Raw genomic sequence first — 23,063 nt, 5'->3', positions numbered from 1 at the left:
ATGAAAAAGCTTCTTTGGCTGCTGTTTTTGGCAGTGCCCGGCCTGGCCTTTGCCCAGCCCATACCTAAAGATCCGCAGCTGCGTACGGGCAAACTGCCCAACGGCTTTACCTATTACATCAGGCATAATGCCCAGCCGCAAAAGCGTGTGGAGCTTTATTTGGTGAATAAAGTGGGTTCGATTTTGGAGGATGACGACCAGCGCGGCCTGGCCCACTTTATGGAGCACATGAACTTTAACGGCACCAAGCATTATCCTAAAAATCAACTGGTAGATCACCTGCAAAAGGCCGGTGTACGCTTTGGAGCCGACCTGAACGCCTATACCAGCTTTGACGAGACGGTATACCAGTTGCCCATCCCCACAGATGACCCCGCCATGTTTGGCACCGGGCTGAATATTATGCGCGATTGGGCGCAGGAAGCCACGCTTGCTGCTAACGAGATAGAAAAGGAGCGTGGAGTAGTGCTGGAAGAAGAACGCCTGGGCAAGGGTGCCAGCGACCGTATGTCGCGCCAAACCTTGCCGGTAATGCTTAACCATGCCCGCTATGCCGAACGCCTGCCCATCGGTACAGATGAGGTGTTGACCAAATTTAAGCCCGAGGTGATCCGCAGGTTCTATCATGACTGGTACCGCCCCGATCTGCAAGCGCTGATTATTGTGGGCGATGTAGATGTGAACCAGGCCGAGCAATTGGTGAAAGCAAAATTTGCCGATCTGAAAAACCCGGTCAAACCGCGCGAGCGCACACTGTATACCGTGCCGCTTACCGGTAAAACGCAATTTTTAGCGGTGACCGATAAGGAGGAGAGCGGCACTACCCTGCAAATAATTTACAAGCATAAAGCACCGGCTATGCAAACCGAGCAGGACTACCTGCTATCCATCAAACGCAGCCTGTTTAACCAATTGTTGGATGCACGCCGCAACGCCCAGTTGTCGCAGGAGGCTAACCCGGCATTTACCGGGGTGAGCATCGGTATCAGCGGCTTGCTGAACAATGTTGATATGCTGAGCTTCGCGGTATCGGTGAAGCAAGGCCAATTGCAGCGTGGTTTTACACAGGCCTGGAGCTTACTGGAGGGCGTGAAGCGATACGGTTTTACTAAAGACGAACTGGACCGCGTAAAGCAAAATTACCTTCGTAACCTGCAAAGCTCGGTGAGCGAGCAGGGTAAAACTGCATCGGTAAGTTACGTTAAGGAATACCAGCGATTGTTTCTTAACAGCGAAGCATCGCCGGGCATAGACTGGGAATTTCAATTCGCGCAAAACCATCTCGATGCTATCACTTTAGCCGATATGACCGCGCTGATGAATGAGTACCTGGCATCAAAGGATATCGATATCCTGATCATGGCGCCCGAAAAGGAAAAAACCGGCTTGCCTGATCAGGCAACAGTTACCGGCTGGATCAACACTATCGCTAAACAGGATATCCAGCAGTACAAAGAGGAGCAGGTAGGCGATAAACCCCTGCTTGCCAAACTCCCTGAACCGGGCAAGGTAACCGCAAAACAACAGATCCCGCAATTGGGTGTTACAAAGGTTACCTTAAGCAATGGCATTACCGTGATCCTGAAGTCAACCGATTTTAAGAACGACCAAATCATTTACGGCGCGTTCAGTCCGGGTGGTACCTCACTTTACGATAATACCGATTTTGATATCGCATCAAACGTGGGCGGCATCATGGCGCGCATGGGGTTGGGGCAGTTCAATTCGGTGCAGTTATCGCAGGTGTTGACGGGGAAGGTGGTGCAATCTTCGGCTAATGTGGGCTTGCGTTCAGAGACAATAAACGGCGCCGCGGCTCCGCAAGACCTGGAGACCGCACTGCAACTTACCTACCTGCAATTTACCGCACCGCGTAAGGATAGCCTGATGTTCAGAAATACGATGGAAGGCGCCATCGCCAGCCTGGCTAACCGTTATGCCGACCCGAACAGGGTGTTTGTTGATACCATCAGCTATGTGATGGGCGGCTATAGTTACCGCTCGGCTGCGCCTACCGAAGAAAGGTTGCGTAAGATCACCCTGCAACGTGCCTACGATATTTATCGCGAGCGTTTTGCCGATGCATCAAACTTTACGTTTGTGTTTGTAGGTAATTTTGAGATAGACGACATGCTGCCTTTGCTGGAGCGCTACATCGCATCGTTGCCGGCTACGCATAAGCATACCAAAGTGCGCGATCTGGGTATCCATATTCCATCGGGCCGCCTGGTGAAGAAGGTATTTAAGGGTACCGAGAACAAGGCCCTGGTAAGGGTGGTGTATAGCGGCGATTACCAGTTTGGCCAGTTTGCCAATATGCAGCTAAAGGCTTTGGGCGATATTTTGCAGATAAAGGTATTACAACGCCTGCGCGAAGCTGAGGGCGAAGTATACAGTCCGCAGGTGCAAACGGTTTATAATAAATACCCGCAAAACAGGTTTGCCATTACCATTCAATTTGGCTGTGCTCCCAAAAATGCCGACCACCTTGTAGCCTTGCTGGAAGATGAAATGAAGAAACTGCGCGAGCAAGGGCCCGTCGCCGATGACGTGGAGAAGTTTAAGGCCCAATACCAAAAAAGCGTAGAACTGATATTAAAGGAAAACAGCTTTTGGTATAGCTACCTGGCCGGTCAGTACGAAAATAACGAGGACGTGCTGCAGGTGCTGGATGTAAATAAGCATTTGGCTAATATTAACCCAATATCGTTAAAGCAGGCCGCGCAAACATTTTTTTCAGGTAAGAATATGATCACATTTGAGCTATTGCCTGAACAAGCAGGCACAAATTAACCGGATGCTGCTCAATAACAAGAGGCCGTCTCATAATTCAATTATGAGGCGGTTTTTTCGTTGATGCCGATTTAGATGAGTTATTAGGAAAGCGGGACTGTATCAGCCTGCTTTCGATTTTTTGAGTTGGTTCAGGTGTTTTTATCGGATAAAAAGCCTTTTTTATCAGGCTTTCCACTTTCTGAGGTTATGTGCGATGGATAATAACCCTATTTCGACCTCGGTTTTGGACATTCCCTTCAGCAGGAATCGCCTGAAGCCGTGATTATGCTTCAGGTTGGCGAACACCGGTTCGACATCTGCGGGCCGTCGCTTTCGGTATTTGATGCCCTGTTCGGTATTCAGTCTTTCTTTCGCTATCTGCTTGTGTATTCTAAGGCTGTGGTTGATCTCCACCACGCGGTTACCGGCTGCTTGGTGACAAACGCCCCGCATGGGGCAGTTTTCACAATTCTGCGCCTGATAGCGGCTGATCAGTTGCACATAGCCGGATGTGGTGACCCGCTGCCCGGTGCCGATATGCTGCATGTGTTGTCCCATCGGACATACCAGGTAATCTTCCTGTTCATTATAGTGCAAACTGTCATTACCGAATGCTTTGATGCCTTTATTTTGTTCCTGGTCGAACGTGTTGTATTTGATATAAGCTTCAATGCCTTTTTGCTGTAATACGCCATAGTTCTTCGAACCCAACCTCACATAGTATCCATTAACAGGCTTTTTGCCTTTTCCGATGATATGGTAATGCACCAATTCTAATCTTTTTGTGTAAGCCACTTACCGGGTGTGGTATTGAAAATCTGTTTGAAGGACCGCTTAAAAGTAGCGACGCTGCGCCTGGTGAGGTAACCAATTTTTTTCAGTAGCAAATTGAACATGAAATTCTTCTTCTCTGAAACATAAAAAGCTTTGCCTTAATATAACCGAATAGCGTTTTTCGTCAGCTTCATAATATGTTGTTTTTTTTAATTATTTATTATCAATCAACGGTATTTTCGAAAATATTTTAGAAAAATAACATCAAATCAGTTTTTTTTATAGTGCAATACCCCATGTATTGCTATATTAAATAATAAAAATTAAATTTGATTTATTGTTTATTTCTAATTAATATAAGAGTAGTAAAGAACTAATTGTTTAAACCGGATGGTATTAAATTTAATTGATCAATGAGCGGTGTAAAAAAGTTGACGGACGATGATTTGATTTTATTGTTAAATAAAGCCAATGAAACTGAAAGCACTGCGTTCAATGAAATTTATGACCGTTATTGGGCCAGGCTGCTGGCACAAGCTAATTACGATCTAAACAATAAGCCAGATGCCGAAGAATGCGTGCAAAACGTATTTATAAACCTTTGGAAGAACAGGGCATCCCTGACACTACGGTTTAAATTATCTACCTATTTATACCGTGCTGTAAAAAATCAGGTACTAAATAAGTTAAAAAGCAGGCGGGCAATAGGCCATGTTTCCCCACTATCGGAAGCCGCTGAGATCGGACAGTTTGTTCCCTCCGCCGATATGTCGTTGTTGGAAAAGGAACTTCTTGATATTTTAGAGGGCGCCATAAATGATCTACCGGAGAAGTGCGCGAAGATCTACAAAATGAGCCGGCACGAGGGTAAAACCAATAAAGAAATTAGTACGCATTTAGATATTGCGGAAAAAACTGTTGAAGGGCATATGACGCGTGCTTTGCGACATATTGCCGGACAAATTAGCGCTTCCTGGCTTACCATCTTAATTCTATTCCTGTATTAAGGCCTCCCTATTATTCAGTAATAACTATCTGTAAGATCGGTGCAGGCTACCTCCGATTATGCGGAACATGGCGGCGCTTTTTTCCATCCAATTAGGTCTTAATGAATATCATTTAGGTCAATAAAATTCAAAATATAGTTTATCGTATACGAAAGCTGCCTGGCATATTTAAAAAAAATCAATTTAAATAGAGGGTTGTCGTCATTTTGATTGTCTCATAGGAAAATACGTGAAAATCATGGACAAGTTTCCCGAGGCATATATTGCTGAGCTTTGGCAAAAATTTCAGGACAACAGTTTATCTGCAAAAGAAAAAGAAGTTTTTTTTTCCTGGTATTCCAACCTGCAGATAAGTGAGAGGGAAGCTATTGAAGCTGATGCTTCAGCAAAGATCAGGATAAAAACTGCGGTCGATGCTGCTATAAATGATCAGCACCCGCCTGCAAAACTATCGTGGCTGAACAATATGAAATTGATATCGGTCGCCGCTTCAGTTTTGATCGTTACTGCTATTGCATTGTTTTTTTTACATGATCTCCACGCGCCAGACTCGCGTGTCCGGCCCTTATCAGGTGCCGAAGTTACGCCTGGTAGTTTGAAGGCATACTTAACACTGCCAAACGGGACCCGGGTAGAACTGGGCAAAGGTAAAAAAGGAAATATTTCTTCTTCCACAGGCAATCTCATTTCCCAGTCTGTACCAGGTCGGTTAGTTTACGATCAAAAAAACAATTCACATAACCTTTTGGCTTTAAACACCCTTACCACGCCTAAGGGTGGAGAATGCGATGTTATTTTGCCAGATGGGACACATGTTTGGTTAAACGCGGCATCCTCGCTAACTTATCCGGAGGAATTTAGTGATACTATAAGAAAAGTGAAGTTGGAAGGAGAAGCTTACTTTGAAGTGGCACATGAAAGATCACGCCGGTTCATTGTTCAATCAGGAAGTCGCCAGATCGAAGTTTTAGGAACGCATTTTAATATTCGGGCTTATGATGATGAACCGGAAATGAAAACGACCCTGGTTCAGGGGCGCGTAAAAGTAACAAGCGGTAATAGATCCGTCATCCTCAAACCAGGCCAGCAGGCAGCCGCTATTAACAATGACAATAGCCTGGAGGTAAGGGATGCCAATGTCAATCTTGAAATTGCCTGGAGAAATGGTATGATCATGTTTCAGGATGCAAAATTGACCGACATTATGAAACAGGTTGCCCGCTGGTATAATATTAAAGTACAGTTTACCGGAAAAGATATCGACCGGCTTTTTAATGGTGGTTTTTCACGGGGTGCAAACCTGGAAAAAATGCTGGAGATATTAGAAGCTAATCATATCCCTTTCGTTTTAAAACGATCGGGAGAGGATAAAGTGCTTGAAATAGGACAATCATAATTTGCTATAACGTACTAACAAAAAGAAAGGAGAGCCCCATACATGCAAAAATGATCTACATGACGCCCAAACACCCAAGCTTAAAAAAAAACCGGTTAGTGTGGTCGAAGACACTACCGGCATAACGAGCTAAGTGAAATAATACCCTGATAAGATATTTAGCTATTCACTCAAAAACGCATACAAAATTATGTTTTTTTTACACAAACTGCTTTTTGTTTTACAAAAAAGAAGCAGTACCACAACAGCCACTGCACTCAGCAGTGACCACCTTAAACGGCTGCTTATGAGAATTCAAATCACCACAATGATCCTTTTCGCTGCCTGCATTCATGTATCTGCCTCGGTTTTTGCGCAGTACTCCCTTAAAGCTGAACATAAGGCCTTTAAGGAAGTAATGAAAGATGTTGAAGGCAAGACAGGCATGATATTCATGTATGACAATCACCTGTTATCAATAGTTAAACCAGTTGATATCGACGCGAATAATGTGTCGTTGGAAAAATTACTGGCAATGCTGTTCGAAAAACAGGCTATAGACTATAAGATCATCGAAAAAACGATCGTTTTGAACGAGAAGCCAGTAGTTACGCCGGTAAGATATGTAGTGTTGATTAAAGATATCAGTGCACAAGTGCTCGATGAAATAGGGAAGCCTCTCCCCGGGGTTTCAGTTACTATTGTTGGTTCTAACAAAGGTGTATCTACCGATGCTTCGGGTCGTTTTACACTGACCAATATCGACGAGCAATCAACCTTACAGATCAGCATGATCGGATATGAAACGCAGCTTATTAAGATCAGTTCTCAAAAATGGCCTGCTACTATAACAATGAAACCCGCGGCCACTAAATTAAATGAAGTTGTGACTGTTGGATACGGTTCTACCAAACGTAAGGACCTTACAGGGGCAGTCTCATCGGTTAATATTAATGAAGTGAAGGACGTCCCCTTCGCGACTATCGATCAGGCATTATCGGGGAAAGCTTCTGGCGTACAAGTTGTACAGGCCGATGGTTCACCAGGCGGTGCCGCTAAAATACGTATCCGTGGAGGCACGTCTTTGTTAGGGGGAAACGACCCACTTTATATCATTGACGGCGTGCAGGTGCAGGTATCGAACAATTTTATTACTACTGCGTCTGATATTGTTAGCCCTATAGACCGTTTTGGTAATTCGGGCGGTGGCGACACACCAAATGATGCCATCTCCGGTAACTTTGCCAGGGCCTTAAACAGCTTAGGCGGGTTGAACATAAACGATATTGAAACGCTTGATATTTTGAAAGATGCTTCTGCTACAGCTATTTACGGTTCGAAAGGGGCTAATGGTGTTATTATTATCACCACCAAAAGGGGCAAATATAACCAAAAGTCAACCCTGGAAGCCAGTTATAATGCTGGCTTTAGTATTGCGAGACCCGAAAAAGTACTAAACCGCGATCAGTACATCATGATCCTAAAGGAAGGAGCGGCTAATTTAAACGCAGCACGTGCGCTCAAGGGTTTGGCAGCTGATGCCAAAGCAACCACCATCTTAACCAGCCCAACATATTTTGAAAATTCAAATACCGATTGGATGAGCCTGGTGCTACGTACGGGCGTTACTCAAAACGCAGATATATCTGTTAGCGGCGGCGGCGAAGGTTCACGTTACCACACATCGCTGACCTACTATAATAACAACGGCGCCATAAAAGGTACAGATTTTACTAAGATAGCCGGAAAGGTTAGCCTGGATAATGATATTACCCCAAGGTTCCGCTTAAGCAGCAACCTTGATTTTGGCTTTACAACAAACAATGTAACCAACGGTGTTTATACGCAAGCTATGTTTGCACCACCCACCATGAGCCCGTATAATGCCGATGGGAGTATCAGGGTGATCAGTCCGGCTGATTATGGTGCTGCTGCCTACCAGGGTTTCCAAAATCCATTGTTCCTTCTGAAAGGGATAAACCGGGCGAATACCGTTACGCTGATCGGTTCGATGGCAGCAGAATACGATATTTTAAAAGATCTGAAATTCCGTAGTTCGGTGGCAGTTAATTACAATACCTACAACCAAAACGACTATACCCCCAGCACGGTTTCAATTGCTACATCCAGCGGAACAGGGAGTTCAAATAATGGTACAGCCACTCAGGGGCAAACTGTTAATAGCAATGTGATCTACGAGAACTATTTCACATGGAACAAGCAATTTAATAAGGATAACCAGTTAAATATAATAGCAGGTACTTCATGGCAGATCAGTAAAACTAAAACCTTTTCTGCCAGCGGTCAGAATTTTCCGGATGATAACTATTTAAATAATCTGTCTTCGGCTGCTGTTACCTTGCCATCTACTGGTACCTCAAGCCAAAACTCGCTTTTAAGTTTTTACGGAAGGGCTACTTACAGCGCATTTGATAAATATATTTTTACATTCACAGGCCGTTCCGATGCTTCTTCTAAATTTCCGGTTGCCAACCGTGTAGGCTATTTCCCGTCTGGTGGCGTTGCCTGGAGGATATCAAAAGAGAAATTTTTGAAAGATATCACCTGGATCGATGACATCAAATTAAGGGCAAGTATTGGTTATACAGGTACCCAAAATATTGCAGATAATCAGTTTTATACCCTATATTCCCCAATTTCGTATGGTGGTGTAAGTGGTCTGTCTCCAACACAATTAGGCAACAATTCGCTAAAGTGGGAAAACACGCTGCAAAAAGATGCGGGTATCAATATCGAACTGTTTAAATCGCGATTGAATATAGGCCTGGGTTATTATAATAAATTAACTTCAGGAGTTCTTTTCCCTACATCAGTTGCATCCAGTTCTGGTTATTCCAGCGTAATTGCCAATGTTGCTACTATTCAAAACAGGGGTTTGGAGTTGGAGCTTTCGGGGACCTTTATACGTAAAAAGGATTTCTCATGGTCAGGATCTTTAAATGTATCAGGCAACCGCTCAAAAGTAATATCACTGCCGATCAATAACTCGATCAATCCTAATAATGGCCAGCCTAATGATCAGGATACTTATTTGTATGGGAATACGATCCTTAAAGTAGGCCAGCCAGTTGGCTTAATTTACGGTAAAGTATTTGATGGTATTATCCAGAACCAGGCAGAGTTGGATGCTTATAAAGCGGCAAGCTATTACGGCAACTTTGTTATAAGTTACCTTGGCATAGGAGATGCACGCTTTAAAGGCGATGGAATTCCGGTTGCACCGGGATATACGCAGCAGTTTTATAAAAATGATGTTATCGGTCGTGCAGAAGCCCGCTTTTACGGAGGGTACACCAATACGATAACTTATAAAAACTTCATGCTTTCTACACTGGCTACTTTCTCAGAAGGTGGCGACATCAATTATCTTGCGGATGGCCAGGCGTTCGATCTACAGTCTTTAACCAATAAACCTGTACGCATTTTGCAGCGCTGGACACCTGATAACCCAAGCACTACTCGCCCAAGGCTACTTTTAGGCCAGGCCAGTTATGCTTATAGCTCAAGCGCCAACGTATACGATGCCTCATTTATACGCATTAAATCGGTAACGTTAAGTTACCAGCTTCCAAAAGCGTTGCTCAGCAAGTTGAAAATTTCAAGAGCATATTTATATGCTTCTGCAACTAATCTGTTAACGTTTACTAAATATCCGGGTGCCGATCCGGAGGTGAGTAACAATCCTTACAGTTTAATTGGCGGCTACAGCGATTCGGGTGGATACCCGGCTGTGAAACAATACAGTTTTGGTTTACGTCTTGGATTTTAATTCAATAAAAAAATGAAAAAGATTCTAAAATATATAATGCTCAGTATGGTGATCACCGCTCCTTATGCATGCAAAAAGGAGTTGGGTGCCTTACCGCAAAATGCAAAGGTTGCAGAAAATACTATCCTGGATCAGGGAACTTCTCAAATCGCACTAAACGGGGCCTATTATAACTTCGCTAATGCAACTCAGATCAAAACCGGCTGGCAATCCCACGAACTTTATCCATCAGAAATGACGGGTTACATTGTATACGGATTGGGAGGTAACATCGGTATATATATCAACGACCTCAGCGGCGAAAACACTAATGCTTCAGGCTACTGGTTACAATGCTATAAAGCACTGAATGCAGTAGACAATGTCATAAAGGGCGTAAATGCTTTGGATGATAACAAATTTACCGGCACCAGGAAAAAAGAGATTATTGCCGAAGCGCATTTCCTGCGTGCTTATGCACATTTTAAACTGCTTAATTTTTATGGTGAGTGGTACAAGCCAGACAGCAAATTTGGTGTATTGCTCCGCGACGAAAGCAGCACCTTAACTACAATTGCCAAAGCACGCAATACAGTAAAGGAAACTTATGATTTCATTATCAGCGACCTGGACGATGCGATTGCCAACGCCCCCGCAACTAATCAGGTTTATTACGCCACTAAATGGGCTGCTATGGCACTGAAAATGCGAGTATTGATGTGCCGTGGAACAGCTGCTGATTACACTCAGGTAATTACGCTTGGTAACACCATAATACAGACCGGACCATACACACTGGAAGCCAAGCAGGAAGATATCTTCCATACCAAGGGTTTAGCAAGTAAAGAAATCATTTTAGGTATACAGCCGCAGGCGCTGCAAACTACTGATAATTACAGTAAAAGCAGGCAATATTATCCCGGTGCTTCAGCTTTGTATGCCGCATCATCAACATTAAAGGATCTATACGCTAATGATCCCCGCCTGACCTGGATGGTGGGTACCAAAACTACTTTTACCGATCTTTATGCTCCCGGCACAGCGTGGTTTATGAAATATATCCTGCAGGGCGGTGTTGCCAGTACCGTGTCTGAAAGTGATTACGCATTCCGTTTAACCGAAGTTTATCTTTTGCAGGCGGAAGCAATTGTACGCTCGGGCGGCAGTTTGGCCAATGCCAGAACTTTGGTACATACCATACAGGCTTGTGCGGGCATTACAGCCACTACAAATAACACCAATTACCTGGCTGTTGAAGCAGCCTTAACTACTGATGCAATGAACCTTGAGATTTACAAGGAAACTGCCCGTAGCATGGTTGCCGAAGACGGACAAGAATGGAATGCGTTATTGCGCCTGCCTTTTGCCACCGTAAAGTCCATCCGGTCAACGATCACTTCGACAAATCAATTTATATATCCTGTTCCCAAAGACGAGTTTCAATACAATCCGTTGTTTGGTGACCAAAATCCGGGTTACATCAAGTATTAAGCATTATTTCCAGGCTTGTACGGTTTTCAATACCGTACAAGCTTGGAAATAACACATCTGTAAAATCTACCATTTATTATGAAGACGGTATTTAAAGGGCTGTTGCTATGTGCTTTCATAGTATTAGGTCAGTACCACCTGCTGTTAGCAGATGGCATTGTAAAAAGCAAGCTAAAGGTTCTATATGTTGGCGGGTCGAGTGACTTTGCCGATACGCACTATGCAAGTGCGGCACAACGTGAGTTAGATGTACAGCAGCGGATGAAAACGTTTGAAACGTTGCTGAAACAACCCCCAGTTCGGCGGATGGATATTTGAATACACCATTACTGATCATCAAAAGAAATCGGAAGAATTTAAAAAGCTATTAAATAGAAAAATTTAAAAAAATGAAAAAGTTATTTCTCAGTATACTGGCGTGGCTCCTAATTCAGCTATTGCCAGCTCAAAATTTATCTGCTCAAGGTATAACCTATCAAATTAACGGAAAGTTGAAAGGTATTAGATCGGGTAAGATCTTTCTTCAGCGAAGTGATTTTACCGACCGTACAACCAAGTCTGTCGACAGTGCTAAAATAACTGACGGAAGCTTTGTACTAACAGGGAGAGCCGCAGGTGCGGAAATGCTGCGGGCGTTAGTAATGCCGGGTAACTGGGCTTTTGATATTTTTTTAGATAACGGTAAAATAACAGTTAGCGCCGACACGGCCGGTGCCGAGCATTTTGATTATACCAAGTATGGTTATGGTAAAGGTGCCATCATCAAAAATGTTAAGGAAAGTGGTTCAAAAAACTATGATATCATCGCGGCTTATCAGAGTGATCCCGGGCAAAGGCAATTTGCCGCCATCAATAATGAACTCAATCGGCAGTTTAAACTTGTTCAAGGCAAGGATATTGATGCGGAGTATAAAGTTCGGGGAAGAATGGATTCGGTTAATAAACTGTTGCAAGCCTGGCAATTCAAACAAATAAAAAACTACGTCAGCCAAAATTCAGGTGCAGTAGGCCCGCTTTACCTGTATTATGTATTATACACCTACTCTAATGATACTAAATACCAATCGCTAAGCGAAATGCTTGATCAATTCACCGGCGATGCTAAAAATTCGGTGTATTACAGTGAATTATCCCGATCGCGCAATATGCTTGCGGCGGTGCAACCAGGAGCCGTAGCGCCAGATTTTACGCTAATGAGGCCTGATAGCAGTAAGTTAAGCTTATCGGCATTCCGAGGGAAATATGTAATGATAGATTTCTGGGCAAGCTGGTGCCACCCCTGCCGTGAAGCTATACCACACTGGAAGTTGGTTTACGCCAAATACCATGACAAAGGATTTGATATACTCAGTGTTTCAGATGACAGTTCGTGGAAAAGTTGGAAAATTGCGATGGACCAGGAAAAAATGCCCTGGGCACAGGTTTGCGACGAATTCCCAATTAAAAATATGCCCGCCCGGGTGGGAGCCTTGTATATGACCCATACTATTCCTCATTATGTTTTGCTCGACAAAGAAGGTAAAATACTGGTTAAGGGTGGTGATGAGAAAGTTATTGACGAAAAATTGTCCACTATATTCAAAGATTGAAACCTATAAAATATGAAAACACTACTAAAACTTAGTTTGATCTTTTTAGCATTAACCGGAGAGAACGCTTTAGCTCAAAAGGCAGATCAATACACTTTAAATGCCCGGCTTTCCGGAGCACCTATGGATTCGGTACAAATTAATTACCAGGGTGCCGATGGGTATAAGCAAACCACACTGCCTATCGTTGGGCAATCCTTTACATTCTCCGGAAAGTCTGTTCATCCCACCCGTATTAGCCTTTTTTTTAAAAAAAATGGCGAGGTTATTCCGCCCCAGGAGCAGTACAGTAAAATGAAGCAACTGTATGTAGAACCAGGTAAACTAATCCTTACCGGCGACCCCTCAGATCTGGCAACGCTAAAACTGGCGGGTTCGAAAACCCAGGATGAACAAGAAGAACTGGACAGACGCACTGCTGCGGCCCGAAGTGTACTGATACCCTTAAATAAGGCTTACTACCAGGAAAAAGATAAAGATAAAAAAGAAGCGATAAAAGAGCAGATGGCTCCCTACGGCCGTGAGATACAGCAGGCACAAACTGCTTTTCTGTTTGAAAAGCCAAACTCGGTCGTGTCGTTAGATCTAATGCAAATGGAGGCGGAGCGTATGAAACCTGCCGACACAAAAAGATATTATGCAAGTTTAAATGCCGAAGCCAAAGTTACCGAACAAGCTAAAGCGCTGGCCATTAAGATAAAATCCATTGAAGCGGCTACGCCAGGCGGTATAGCCCCGGGTTTCACCAAAACAGATATCAATGGTAAAACGCTGACCCTGGCTGATTTTAAAGGCAAATATGTACTGCTCGATTTTTGGGCAAGCTGGTGTGTGCCATGCAGGGCCGGTAACCCGCATTTGATCACCCTTTATAAAAAATACCATGATAAAGGATTGGAAATTGTTGGTATATCAGACGACGACCGGGCGTTAAAAGCCTGGCATGACGCTATTGAGAAAGATGGGATAGGTATCTGGCATCATGTTTTGCGTGGCTTAGATATGGATAAAAAAATGAAACGGGAAATGAATCCGAATGATCTGGATGACGCTTACAGTGTTTCAACAATACCTACTAAAGTGCTGATAGACCCATCGGGCAAAATAGTAGGGAGATTTGGTTCGTTGGGCGGGAATGATGCCGATATGGATCAAATGTTCGCATCAATTTTTAAATAAAAAAAACAATAAACAAACAGTAATATAATGAAAAAATTTCTATTGGCCATTTTAGTACTCCCTGTATATGCAATGGCTCAAAATAATGGTAATGACTTTACTATTAAAGGCAAGATAGGCACATTGAGTGCCCCGGCGAAAGTTTATTTGACTTATGCGGCAGATAACAAAAGATTCACAGATTCTGCGACGATCAATGACGGACGATTTGAATTTAAGGGAAAGGCACCTGAAACGCCCGCCCAGGCCTATGTAGTACTCAATAGCGATGGTAACGGAATGGCCAAAGCGAAAGATTATACGCAAATTTATATTGAAAAAGGCGAAATTTCGATAAATGCAGCTGCAGAGCCTATTTCAAAAGCTACCATAGGGGGCACGCCGACCAATATAGACCTTAGTGCCTTTAATAAATTGAATAAGCCGGCCACTGATCTGAATGAACAATATGGAAATAAAACGAGATCGGCGACAGATGCCGAAAAGGCAAGCCCTCAATTTAAAGCTGAGTTAGCGTTAATTGAAAAAAGATATAGCGAGGCTTCTAAAGCTGCCACCCTTCAGTTCATCAAAACGCATTCTTCATCATACTTGAGTTTTAAACTAACCACTGATCAGGCGTATAGTATGGATTACGCTGAGATCGCACCTCTTTATAATGAGCTTTCCCCGGAACTAAAAAGCAGTGTAGCAGGACAGCGCTTCACCGGACAACTGGAAAAAATGAAAAAAGTTGCTATTGGCGCGATGGCACCGGCATTTACATTGCCCGATACAGCCGGTCGCCAGGTAAGCCTGTCTGATTTCAGGGGCAAATATGTGCTTGTTGATCTTTGGGCATCATGGTGCGGTCCATGTCGTGCAGAAAACCCTAACCTGGTACGTACCTATAACAAATATAAAGGTAAAAATTTTACCATCTTAGGCGTTTCGCTTGATCGCGCGGACGATAAAGCTAAGTGGGAGGCTGCGATCAATAAAGATGGACTGACCTGGACACATGTATCTGACCTGAAATTTTGGCAATGTGAAGTGGCGCTTGCTTACGGTGTACAAGCGATCCCTCAAAATTTCTTACTTGATCCTTCGGGGAAGATAGTGGCAAAAAATTTGCGAGGGGAGGAATTGGATAATAAACTTGGTGAGATCTTAGTGCAAAGTTCATCTAAACATAATTAGTAATATAACCTGAAATGTACTAAATACGGGCGCTCAGCTATCTGTTGAGTACCCGCTTTTTCTCTTCATTTCAAAGCAAAGTAATTAAGACAAACCTTTAAGAAATAGCCTGAATTTTTGGTAAGCATCGATCGTAACGGGTAACTCAGTTTATCCGATCAGGACGATATTGCCCGAAAATAAACACTACCCAATTCAAACATAATGAAAAAATTACTCATCGCCCTTTGGCTTTTATCGGCTATGACTGTTGCTTTGGCACAACCGAAATTAGTTGAGCAGATCAACAGAAAAGGCGAAACATTGATCATACCTTACCAAAAATATATTTTGAGTAATGGCTTGACCGTTATTTTAACGGAAGATCATTCGGATCCGATAGCGCATATCGATGTGACCTATCATGTAGGATCAGCGCGTGAAACGCTTGGCAAATCTGGTTTTGCTCATTTTTTTGAGCATATGATGTTTGAAGGGTCTGATCACGTAAAAAGTGGCTTACATTTTAAAACGGTAAATGCCAGCGGCGGTACGCTTAATGGCACAACCAATCAGGACAGAACAAATTATTTTGAAACGGTACCGAGTAACCAGTTAGAAAAGATGCTTTGGCTGGAGTCTGACCGTATGGGCTTTCTATTAGATGCTGTAACACAGCAAAAGTTCGAGATACAGCGTTCAACAGTGAAAAATGAACGCGGGCAAAGTTTTGATAATAAGCCCTATGGCACAGCCTTAGAAGCGTTGTTGGGTGCGCTTTATCCTTATGGGTACCCTTATTCCTGGCAACCTATCGGTTTTGTTGAAGACCTTGATCGGGTAGATGTTAACGATTTGAAACGATTTTTTCTACGCTGGTATGGACCTAATAATGCCACATTAACGATTGGCGGCGACATTAACGTAAAACAAACCCTCGCCTGGGTGGAAAAGTATTTTGGTTCAATTCCGCGCGGCCCCGAAGTCAAACCCGCTGTGCCACTTAAACCTGTTGTTTCTTCAGACAGGTATATTTCTTACACAGACAATTATGCCAGGCTTCCGCTAATGTTTATCGGGTATCCGGGCGTAAAGATGAATGATAAAGACCAAGCCGCATTGGACGCGTTAGCCATGATTATTGGGAAAGGTTATAATTCGCTGCTTTATAAGAATTTTATAAAAACGCGGAAAGCTGCCGAGGCGACCATGTTCTCTTACAACCTGGAGCTGGCTGGTTTTATTGGTATAGAAGTCGTTCCATTTCCTGGGCAAACATTAGCCGATATGCACCAGATGGTGCAGGAAACGCTGGCTGAGTTTGAAAAGCGCGGCGTAACCGATGAAGATCTAGCCCGGTTTAAGGGAAGTGCTGAAGCCGATTTTATTAATACGCTGGAAAGTATATCCGGAAAGGTATCATTTTTAGCAGAGTCCCAAACTTTTACCGGCAATCCAAACCAGATCGGGCGGCAACTTGCAGATATACGCAAGGTGAACAAGGAAGATATCATGCGGGTTTACCGCCAATATTTGAAAGGAAGCGGTGCCGTTATCCTCAGCATTTTGCCTAAGACGGGTGAGGTTAAACCTGTTGCCCCCAATAATTTTACGCCTGATAAATCTAATTATGCAGCACCGGATTATGGCTACCAGGGTTTAACCTACCGGAAGCCCAAAGATAAATTTAACCGCGCCGTGCAGCCTCTTGCGGGCTCCAACCCATCAATTAAAATGCCGGCTATCTGGAAGTCAAACACAGAAAACGGCGTAAACATCATCGGTTCATACAATAATGAAGTTCCCGAAGTTTCGCTGTCAGTATCCATTCGTGGTGGCGGGTTGCTTGCGGCAAACAATACTTCAAAAGCCGGGTTGCCGAATATTGTGGCCCAAATGTTGAACGATGATACAGAAAGCATGACCGCAGAGGAGATCAGCGGAAAGTTAGCGAAACTGGGCAGCAATATTGTTGTAACCGCGGGAAACGATGAAACAGTGATGTCAATTTCGTCCTTAACAAAAAATATAGACCAAACACTCGCAATTGCCGAACAGCGATTGCTCCGCCCTAAGTTTACGCAGGAAACACTGGACCGAATTAAAAAACAGGTTATTCAAAATCTGATGGTTTCCAAAGCGCAGCCAGCCAACGTTGCTAATACTGTTTTTAATAAATTGATCTATGGGAGTGATAATATCAGAACCTATGGATTGGTTGGTACTGAGCAAACCATAACTAACATCACACTCACGGATGTTCAGGATTATTATACCAAATATTTTGCGCCGGGGGTGTGTTCGGTTGTTGTGGTAGGAGAACTAACTAAAAGTGCCGCAATTAACAAATTGGTTTTTTTAAAACACTGGAAGAACAAACATATAGAGATCCCTGTTCCGCCCGCACCAACAGCTAAGCCCGAATCCAAGACTATTTATATCGTTGATGTGCCAAAAGCCGCACAGTCAGAAATTAGGGTTGGTTATTACACAGGTATTAAATATGACGCAACAGGTTTATTCTACAAATTAGGCTTGACAAACTATGCTTTGGGCGGGGGATTCGATAGCCGGTTAAATATTGATCTAAGGGAGGAGAAAGGCTGGACCTATGGTGCCTCCTCAAATTTTAGTTCTGGAAAACTGGGAGGGTTTTACGTAGCGTCAGCAGGTGTGCGTGCCGCAACAACGGACAGCGCTGCATTTGAGTTTTTGAAAATTATCGGACATTATGCGCAGGATGGCATCACCCCTTCGGAACTTCAATTTACGAAAAGTTCGATAGGACAGAGCGATGCGCGTAAGTACGAAACCAATATGCAAAAAGCCGCATTTCTTTCACGGATCCAAAACTATAACCTTAGTGCAGGGTTTGTTGACAAGCAAAATATGATCCTGAAAAACCTTACTAAAAGTGAGGTTGATGCATTAGCGAGGGAATATCTTGACCCAGACAAGATGACTGTGCTGATCGTAGGCGACAAGGCAGGTTTTCTGCCTGTGCTTCAAAAGTCGGGATACAAAATTATTGAGTTGGATAGTGAGGGTAGGCAGAAATAAAACCCCGTTGGAATGCTTGTCATTCCGTGCGGCTAATTATAATAATTTATGTACCAATGTATTCAAATGCAAGTACTATCGCAATTATAAATTTGTGTTTTGCCGGCCTGAATAGGTCGTCAAGTTAAAGTCTTCATCGTTCTTTTTTCATTTTGCTCATGAAAAATTGGAGTTTTTCATGAGGTCAGTAATAGTTTGTTAATAAGTGAAAAACACCCCTTGAAGCGGGGGTGTTTTTAAACTCCATACCATCGCCGTATCTAAGTGAATAATTTAATTATTTGTATCTAAGACGAAAGATGAAGATATGTCATGCCAACTTAAATGTGTAAATGTAATAGCCGAGCTCATCGAATTGTCGGCTTTTATCAAAGATCGGATATGTTTAAGATGCTATTTAAATCCTTTTTTAAGAAAATACCTTTTACCGAATTTAATATCTCGCTGTATGTTGAGGTAGAAAAAATTAGTTTAAGTGAAACTGCCCGCATAGTTAACAAGTTGACCGGTTCGGCATTGCAGTATAAGTTGCTATTGGTTAAAAATGAAAGCCTTGTATATCTATCCTTCGAATGTAATTTAACCTTACAACGATTATCCTTAATGATGCGGAAATTTAAAAGGATCGATGGGATACGGAATATATTAATTACCGAAAAACAACCGGATTCGGTTTTGTTAGCAACGAATTACCTGCTGCCCAAAAATGCGATGACAGCCCCGGTGCTTAGGACCGTGCAAAACTACAAAGCGACAATTGGCTATGTAGATGACCGTTTCTGTATGGTCCGGTTTAAATCGACTGTTGATGTAGTGGAGAAATTTTTATGGGAAATTGATGAGTTTTATAATAGGAAGCGAACAAATGAATGCGATCTAATGCCATTTATAATGATTGCCATGAGGGATTGGCTGCCTGATGAATGTTTGCATGTATTATTAAACCTTCAATAGGGCTCAAACTATAGGAAACAATGGAGAAATGATAGAAAAGATACTGTTACATACGCGGGAGCTTTGAAATCGAATTTATCTTCCTTACTATTTCTGATCCTAAAAGGAGCCTATAAGATATTGTCAATCAAAAACTGAATTGCATAAAAAAAGGAAATGGTCAAAATCGACCATTTCCTAAAGCGGAGAGCTAGGGATTCGAACCCCAGGAACCTTTCACAGTTCAACAGTTTTCAAGACTGCCGCAATCGACCACTCTGCCAGCTCTCCGGGGACAAAAGTACAAATCCGGGGCGAATTGGCAAATTTGATTTTCAATTTTTTAATATTATTTTAATGTATCGGTAAGCTATTCTTAATCAGTTTATTAAGATGTGCCTTTGCCGGTTTTAGGGGTGCGGAACGTGTTAAAACGCGGTTTTGAGATTTTAACGGTGCGCTTGGAAAGGTCGATACTGGCGTTTAATTCGAAGCCAATGAGGATAATTAGGGAGTTTAAATATAACCATAACATTACCACAATGAGGGTACCTATAGACCCGTATACCTTGTTGTATGATGAGAAATTATTAATGTAAAAAGAGAAGCCCATAGAGGTAAGCACGGCCAAACCTGTAGCCAAAATAGCCCCAGGACTTATGAACTTCCATTTACGTTTATTGGCCGGACCATAACGGTAAAGTATGGCGATAGTGACAAAGAACAATGCGATCACAATTATCCAGCGTGCAAACGCGATCACTATTGGCCATATCGAACTTGACTCATAAAACTGGCTTTTCATAAAGCTGATAATGATGCTGCTTATGATGAGGATCATGATGGCGATGAACAAAGTGAAGGCAATAAAGATAGTGAGCACCAGGGCTATCCAGCGTCTTTTAAGCCAGGTTCGGGTCTCTTCCACTAAAAAGGACTTATTAAAAGCCTTCATCAATTTGGCGACGCCGTTGGTGGCAAATATCATTGCCGAAAGAAAACCGAATGATAACAAGCCCGCGTTTTGGTGCTTTACAATATCATTTATAGTGGTATCTAATGCCAGGTAGGCGTTGTGTGGCAGAACGGTCTTTATAATATCCAACAATTGGGGCTGAAAATCCTTGAGTGGAATATAAGGTATCAGCGTAAATAGGAAAATGATAACCGGAAAGGTGGCCAGCATAAAGCTATAAGCCAGCGATGAGGCCCTGTTCACCAGCGAATCCTGTTTGATCTCTTTAAAAAAGAAGGAGGCTACCGTATACAACGGCAAAGGGCGAAAACCGGGCAGGATGATCACCTTGGTCCAGTCTAAAAAATACTGGTAAAACCTAAACCGTGATAAAAAGCGGTGCAACCATTCCATTTACCCAAACTTACTGAAAAAACGGCTTCATTTTATCAATAAATTCCTGCGAGGGCAGGCAGGGGCGATTGGTTTTCATATTAATGAAGGCCAGCAGCGTTTCGGCCTGGTGTATCAGTTCATCCTGCTCATTAAACAATTCATAGCGAAAGTGGATCTTCACCCCCGGCATCTTATCCATAATCACCCTGATGCGGATCTCCTCGTCGTAGCGGGCTGGCTTAATGTATTTGCACTTCATCTCTAGCACAGGCATCATCACGCCGGCTTCTTCCATGCCGCGGTAGGTCATGCCCTGGCTGCGCAGCATCTCAACGCGACCAACTTCAAAAAACTCGGCGTAGTTTCCGTAATACATATAGCCCATCTGGTCGGTCTCGCCATAGCGAACGCGCACTTTGGTGGTGTGTTCAAACATTACTTCTTGATGTTGCGCTTATCCAGCGCATCCTGGAATTTCTTAGCGTTAATCAAATGTTCGGACATGGTAACAGCAAAATTGTGGTGGTTGCTGAAATCGTCCTTGGCTACCATATAAATGTAGTCGGTTTTTTTATAGTTCAGCACCGCTTTAACCGCGTTTACAGATGGCATCATGATAGGTCCCGGCGGCAGGCCGGCATACATATAAGTGTTATAGGGCGAGTTGATCAGCTTATGCTTGTTCAACACCCGGCGGATGGTAAAATCGTGCGCGGCGAAGATCAGTGTAGGGTCGGCTTCCAGGTGCATGCCTTTATGCAGGCGGTTAAGGTACAGGCCGGCAATGGTCGGCATTTCCTCGTCGTACACAGCCTCGCCGTCAACTATCGATGCAAGGATAGATACCTGGATAGGAGTAAGGCCTATATCCGCAGCCTTTTGCTTGCGCTCCGGCGTCCAAAAGGTTTGGTAGTGCTTGTACATCCGGTCGAAGAGTTTTTCGGGCGATGTATTCCAGTAGATTTGGTAGCTGTCTGGCATTATCATTACATAAACGTTATCGGTAGTAAAGCCAAATTGCTTCACATAATCGGCCGAATCTAACAAACGGATAATGCTCAACGAATCCGACTCGAGTTTGTGGCCCATAAAGCCCGCGAATTGCTCCTTCAAACGGATATTATGGAAGTTAACCGTTACCGGGTCCTGGTTACCCAATTGCAGCATGCGGATCAGCGTACGGTTACTCATACCCTCCTTTAAGCGGTAGCGGCCAGGTTTTACCTTGCCCACATACTTCATATTGTGCGCGGCCCAGTTAAAGGTGGTGGTATCCTTTACTATACCTTTAGCTTGGATGGTATCGTAAACATCGGTATAGGTAGCGCCGGTGTGGATGTATAAATATTGCTGACTGGCGGTAACATTGGGGCCAAAAAGGCGCAGGTAATAAAATATGCCGGTACCGGCCAGCGCCAGTACAATAATAACCACCAGCGCGATGATGAATTTTCTAAAACTTCCGGTTGATGCTTGTTTTTCAGGAGCCATGATCTATTTGCTAACAGGGTATTGTTTACTTCAGTTTTTGGAGGGCTATCAGTCCCCCGGTTAAATTACGGGCATTGGTATAACCATTTTGCTGCAAAATAGTTACAGCCGTTTTGCTTCGCAGGCCCATTTTACATAGTACGATGATCTCATCATCGCTATCCCATTCTTCAAGCGGCAACATATCAGGCAGTTTACCCAACGGGATATTTGTACCGCCGATGTTAAACGTATGATACTCCATTGCCTCGCGCACATCCAGTACATTTATGGGCAGTCCGCTTTTTATGCGTTCGGCCATTTCCCTTGCGTCAATGTGGCGGTTGCTGCTCATTCTTTTTAGCCTGTGTAACGGTTAGGTTAATGCGCGTGCCAAGGCTCACTTTGCTTGTCGAATCTGTTTTGGCCGGGAACTGCTGTGTAACCACCAAATTTGCCGAATCGGTAATAGCGCCCTGGTAGGTAATAGTACCCACGGTAAGATTGCCACCGATGATGGCCACACGTGCTGCGTCAAGGTCCTGGTTAACTACATCGGGTACCTCTACCTCGCTGGCACCCGCGCCATTGCCCAGCACCAGGTCAACTACCGATCCCTTGGGGACCTTGTCGCCTGCCTTAAGCACCTGCCCGCTGAATTTGATCTGTAATACCTTGTTACGGGCAATATCAGCCGCGTAGGTGGTATCACCCACCTTTAAACCATAATTTGAAAGGGCAGCCACCGCCTCAAGGTAAGTAACATCGTGCAGATCGGGCAGTACTACGTTGGGCGCCAGGCGGGTAACAACGGTAAGGTATATCACACGGCCTTCTTTTACATTTGTGCCGGCGTCAGGGTCCTGCACTGTAACCGTGCCCGGGGCTTTATCTAAAATATAAACCGAATCTATCTTGTATTCAAAACCCTGCTCATCCAGCAAGGCGGTGGCTTTTTCAATTTTTAAACCAACCAGTTGTGGTACAGGTATGCCGGTGCCATGCTTGGTGTATACCCCCAGGCTAAAAAAAGCGATCAGCACCACGGCGATCACTACACCTATGGCACCGAAGAAATTCCGGAGAAAATATTTTGTTTTTAAGTATGCCCAGACTTTGCTCATGTTGATAT

General features: G+C 43.6%; 17 protein-coding genes and 1 tRNA gene. 11 read left to right on the top strand and 7 right to left on the bottom strand.

From position 1 onward, the window contains the following. Positions 1-2,793, top strand: coding sequence for a M16 family metallopeptidase (locus tag HQ865_RS13175; RefSeq protein WP_173415337.1), 2,793 nt, complete (start codon positions 1-3; stop codon positions 2,791-2,793). Between the two features lie 165 nt (positions 2,794-2,958). Here HQ865_RS13175 and HQ865_RS13170 read toward each other — a convergent pair whose 3' ends face one another. After that, the gene (locus HQ865_RS13170; RefSeq protein ID WP_173415336.1) at positions 2,959-3,570 is read right to left on the bottom strand and encodes a transposase; all 612 of its coding nucleotides are present in this window, start codon (positions 3,568-3,570) and stop codon (positions 2,959-2,961) included. 392 nt (positions 3,571-3,962) lie between these two features. On the opposite strand from HQ865_RS13170, the gene HQ865_RS13165 reads away from it, so the two are divergent. From HQ865_RS13165 to HQ865_RS13120, 10 genes are all read left to right on the top strand, one after another. Beyond that, entirely contained in the window at positions 3,963-4,556 is a 594-nt protein-coding gene (locus HQ865_RS13165; RefSeq protein ID WP_173415335.1) for an RNA polymerase sigma-70 factor, read from the top strand. 238 nt (positions 4,557-4,794) lie between these two features. Next, positions 4,795-5,952, top strand: coding sequence for a FecR family protein (locus tag HQ865_RS13160; RefSeq protein ID WP_173415334.1), 1,158 nt, complete (start codon positions 4,795-4,797; stop codon positions 5,950-5,952). A gap of 286 nt (positions 5,953-6,238) precedes the next feature. After that, positions 6,239-9,721 carry a SusC/RagA family TonB-linked outer membrane protein gene (locus HQ865_RS13155; RefSeq protein WP_237073467.1) on the top strand — a complete coding sequence of 1,161 codons (3,483 nt, stop codon included), beginning with the start codon at positions 6,239-6,241 and terminating at the stop codon, positions 9,719-9,721. A 12-nt stretch (positions 9,722-9,733) separates the two neighbouring features. Then, complete coding sequence (locus tag HQ865_RS13150) at positions 9,734-11,191, top strand: RagB/SusD family nutrient uptake outer membrane protein (RefSeq protein WP_173415333.1); 1,458 nt, start codon at positions 9,734-9,736, stop codon at positions 11,189-11,191. Between the two features lie 78 nt (positions 11,192-11,269). Next, entirely contained in the window at positions 11,270-11,509 is a 240-nt protein-coding gene (locus HQ865_RS13145; protein WP_173415332.1) for a hypothetical protein, read from the top strand. Positions 11,510-11,580: 71 nt separating this feature from the next. Continuing rightward, on the top strand, positions 11,581-12,780 hold the full coding sequence (locus HQ865_RS13140) for a TlpA disulfide reductase family protein (protein ID WP_173415331.1): 1,200 nt from the start codon (positions 11,581-11,583) through the stop codon (positions 12,778-12,780). A 12-nt stretch (positions 12,781-12,792) separates the two neighbouring features. Beyond that, positions 12,793-13,959: a TlpA disulfide reductase family protein gene (locus tag HQ865_RS13135; RefSeq protein ID WP_173415330.1), complete on the top strand. Its 1,167-nt coding sequence runs from the start codon at positions 12,793-12,795 to the stop codon at positions 13,957-13,959. A gap of 27 nt (positions 13,960-13,986) precedes the next feature. Further along, entirely contained in the window at positions 13,987-15,138 is a 1,152-nt protein-coding gene (locus tag HQ865_RS13130) for an AhpC/TSA family protein (RefSeq protein ID WP_173415329.1), read from the top strand. A 204-nt stretch (positions 15,139-15,342) separates the two neighbouring features. Then, positions 15,343-18,177, top strand: a complete 2,835-nt coding sequence (locus tag HQ865_RS13125) for a M16 family metallopeptidase (RefSeq protein WP_173415328.1) — start codon at positions 15,343-15,345, stop codon at positions 18,175-18,177. 381 nt (positions 18,178-18,558) lie between these two features. Then, positions 18,559-19,131, top strand: coding sequence for a hypothetical protein (locus HQ865_RS13120; protein ID WP_173415327.1), 573 nt, complete (start codon positions 18,559-18,561; stop codon positions 19,129-19,131). Positions 19,132-19,314: 183 nt separating this feature from the next. Here the strand turns inward: HQ865_RS13120 and HQ865_RS13115 are convergent. The 6 genes from HQ865_RS13115 to HQ865_RS13090 form a co-directional block, all read right to left on the bottom strand. Next, positions 19,315-19,401 (bottom strand) — tRNA-Ser (locus tag HQ865_RS13115). A 97-nt stretch (positions 19,402-19,498) separates the two neighbouring features. Then, positions 19,499-20,479: a YihY/virulence factor BrkB family protein gene (locus HQ865_RS13110; protein ID WP_173415326.1), complete on the bottom strand. Its 981-nt coding sequence runs from the start codon at positions 20,477-20,479 to the stop codon at positions 19,499-19,501. A 10-nt stretch (positions 20,480-20,489) separates the two neighbouring features. After that, the gene (locus tag HQ865_RS13105) at positions 20,490-20,897 is read right to left on the bottom strand and encodes an acyl-CoA thioesterase (protein WP_173415325.1); all 408 of its coding nucleotides are present in this window, start codon (positions 20,895-20,897) and stop codon (positions 20,490-20,492) included. Next, entirely contained in the window at positions 20,897-21,952 is a 1,056-nt protein-coding gene (gene mltG / locus HQ865_RS13100; RefSeq protein ID WP_173415324.1) for an endolytic transglycosylase MltG, read from the bottom strand. The genes HQ865_RS13105 and mltG overlap by 1 nt, the downstream gene beginning before the upstream one ends. Positions 21,953-21,977: 25 nt before the next feature. After that, complete coding sequence (locus HQ865_RS13095; protein ID WP_173415323.1) at positions 21,978-22,286, bottom strand: rhodanese-like domain-containing protein; 309 nt, start codon at positions 22,284-22,286, stop codon at positions 21,978-21,980. Then, positions 22,264-23,055: a PASTA domain-containing protein gene (locus tag HQ865_RS13090; RefSeq protein WP_173415322.1), complete on the bottom strand. Its 792-nt coding sequence runs from the start codon at positions 23,053-23,055 to the stop codon at positions 22,264-22,266. Before HQ865_RS13090 ends, HQ865_RS13095 begins: the two co-directional genes overlap by 23 nt. Positions 23,056-23,063: the final 8 nt, after the last annotated feature.

It is taken from the genome of Mucilaginibacter mali (assembly GCF_013283875.1).
In the GTDB taxonomy this organism is placed as follows: Bacteria; Bacteroidota; Bacteroidia; order Sphingobacteriales; family Sphingobacteriaceae; genus Mucilaginibacter; species Mucilaginibacter mali.
This window is presented reverse-complemented; position numbering and strand designations above follow the sequence as displayed.

Bases quoted from the DNA above. Each gene is read 5' to 3' on its own strand.
- HQ865_RS13130 (WP_173415329.1), top strand. From the start codon at position 13,987: ATGAAAAAATTTCTATTGGCCATTTTAGTACTCCCTGTATATGCAATG.
- HQ865_RS13120 (WP_173415327.1), top strand. From the start codon at position 18,559: ATGTTTAAGATGCTATTTAAATCCTTTTTTAAGAAAATACCTTTTACC.
- HQ865_RS13105 (WP_173415325.1), bottom strand. From the start codon at position 20,897: ATGTTTGAACACACCACCAAAGTGCGCGTTCGCTATGGCGAGACCGAC.
- HQ865_RS13175 (WP_173415337.1), top strand. From the start codon at position 1: ATGAAAAAGCTTCTTTGGCTGCTGTTTTTGGCAGTGCCCGGCCTGGCC.
- HQ865_RS13135 (WP_173415330.1), top strand. From the start codon at position 12,793: ATGAAAACACTACTAAAACTTAGTTTGATCTTTTTAGCATTAACCGGA.
- HQ865_RS13140 (WP_173415331.1), top strand. From the start codon at position 11,581: ATGAAAAAGTTATTTCTCAGTATACTGGCGTGGCTCCTAATTCAGCTA.
- mltG (WP_173415324.1), bottom strand. From the start codon at position 21,952: ATGGCTCCTGAAAAACAAGCATCAACCGGAAGTTTTAGAAAATTCATC.
- HQ865_RS13095 (WP_173415323.1), bottom strand. From the start codon at position 22,286: ATGAGCAGCAACCGCCACATTGACGCAAGGGAAATGGCCGAACGCATA.
- HQ865_RS13150 (WP_173415333.1), top strand. From the start codon at position 9,734: ATGAAAAAGATTCTAAAATATATAATGCTCAGTATGGTGATCACCGCT.
- HQ865_RS13090 (WP_173415322.1), bottom strand. From the start codon at position 23,055: ATGAGCAAAGTCTGGGCATACTTAAAAACAAAATATTTTCTCCGGAAT.
- HQ865_RS13155 (WP_237073467.1), top strand. From the start codon at position 6,239: ATGAGAATTCAAATCACCACAATGATCCTTTTCGCTGCCTGCATTCAT.
- HQ865_RS13165 (WP_173415335.1), top strand. From the start codon at position 3,963: ATGAGCGGTGTAAAAAAGTTGACGGACGATGATTTGATTTTATTGTTA.
- HQ865_RS13125 (WP_173415328.1), top strand. From the start codon at position 15,343: ATGAAAAAATTACTCATCGCCCTTTGGCTTTTATCGGCTATGACTGTT.
- HQ865_RS13160 (WP_173415334.1), top strand. From the start codon at position 4,795: ATGGACAAGTTTCCCGAGGCATATATTGCTGAGCTTTGGCAAAAATTT.
- HQ865_RS13110 (WP_173415326.1), bottom strand. From the start codon at position 20,479: ATGGAATGGTTGCACCGCTTTTTATCACGGTTTAGGTTTTACCAGTAT.
- HQ865_RS13145 (WP_173415332.1), top strand. From the start codon at position 11,270: ATGAAGACGGTATTTAAAGGGCTGTTGCTATGTGCTTTCATAGTATTA.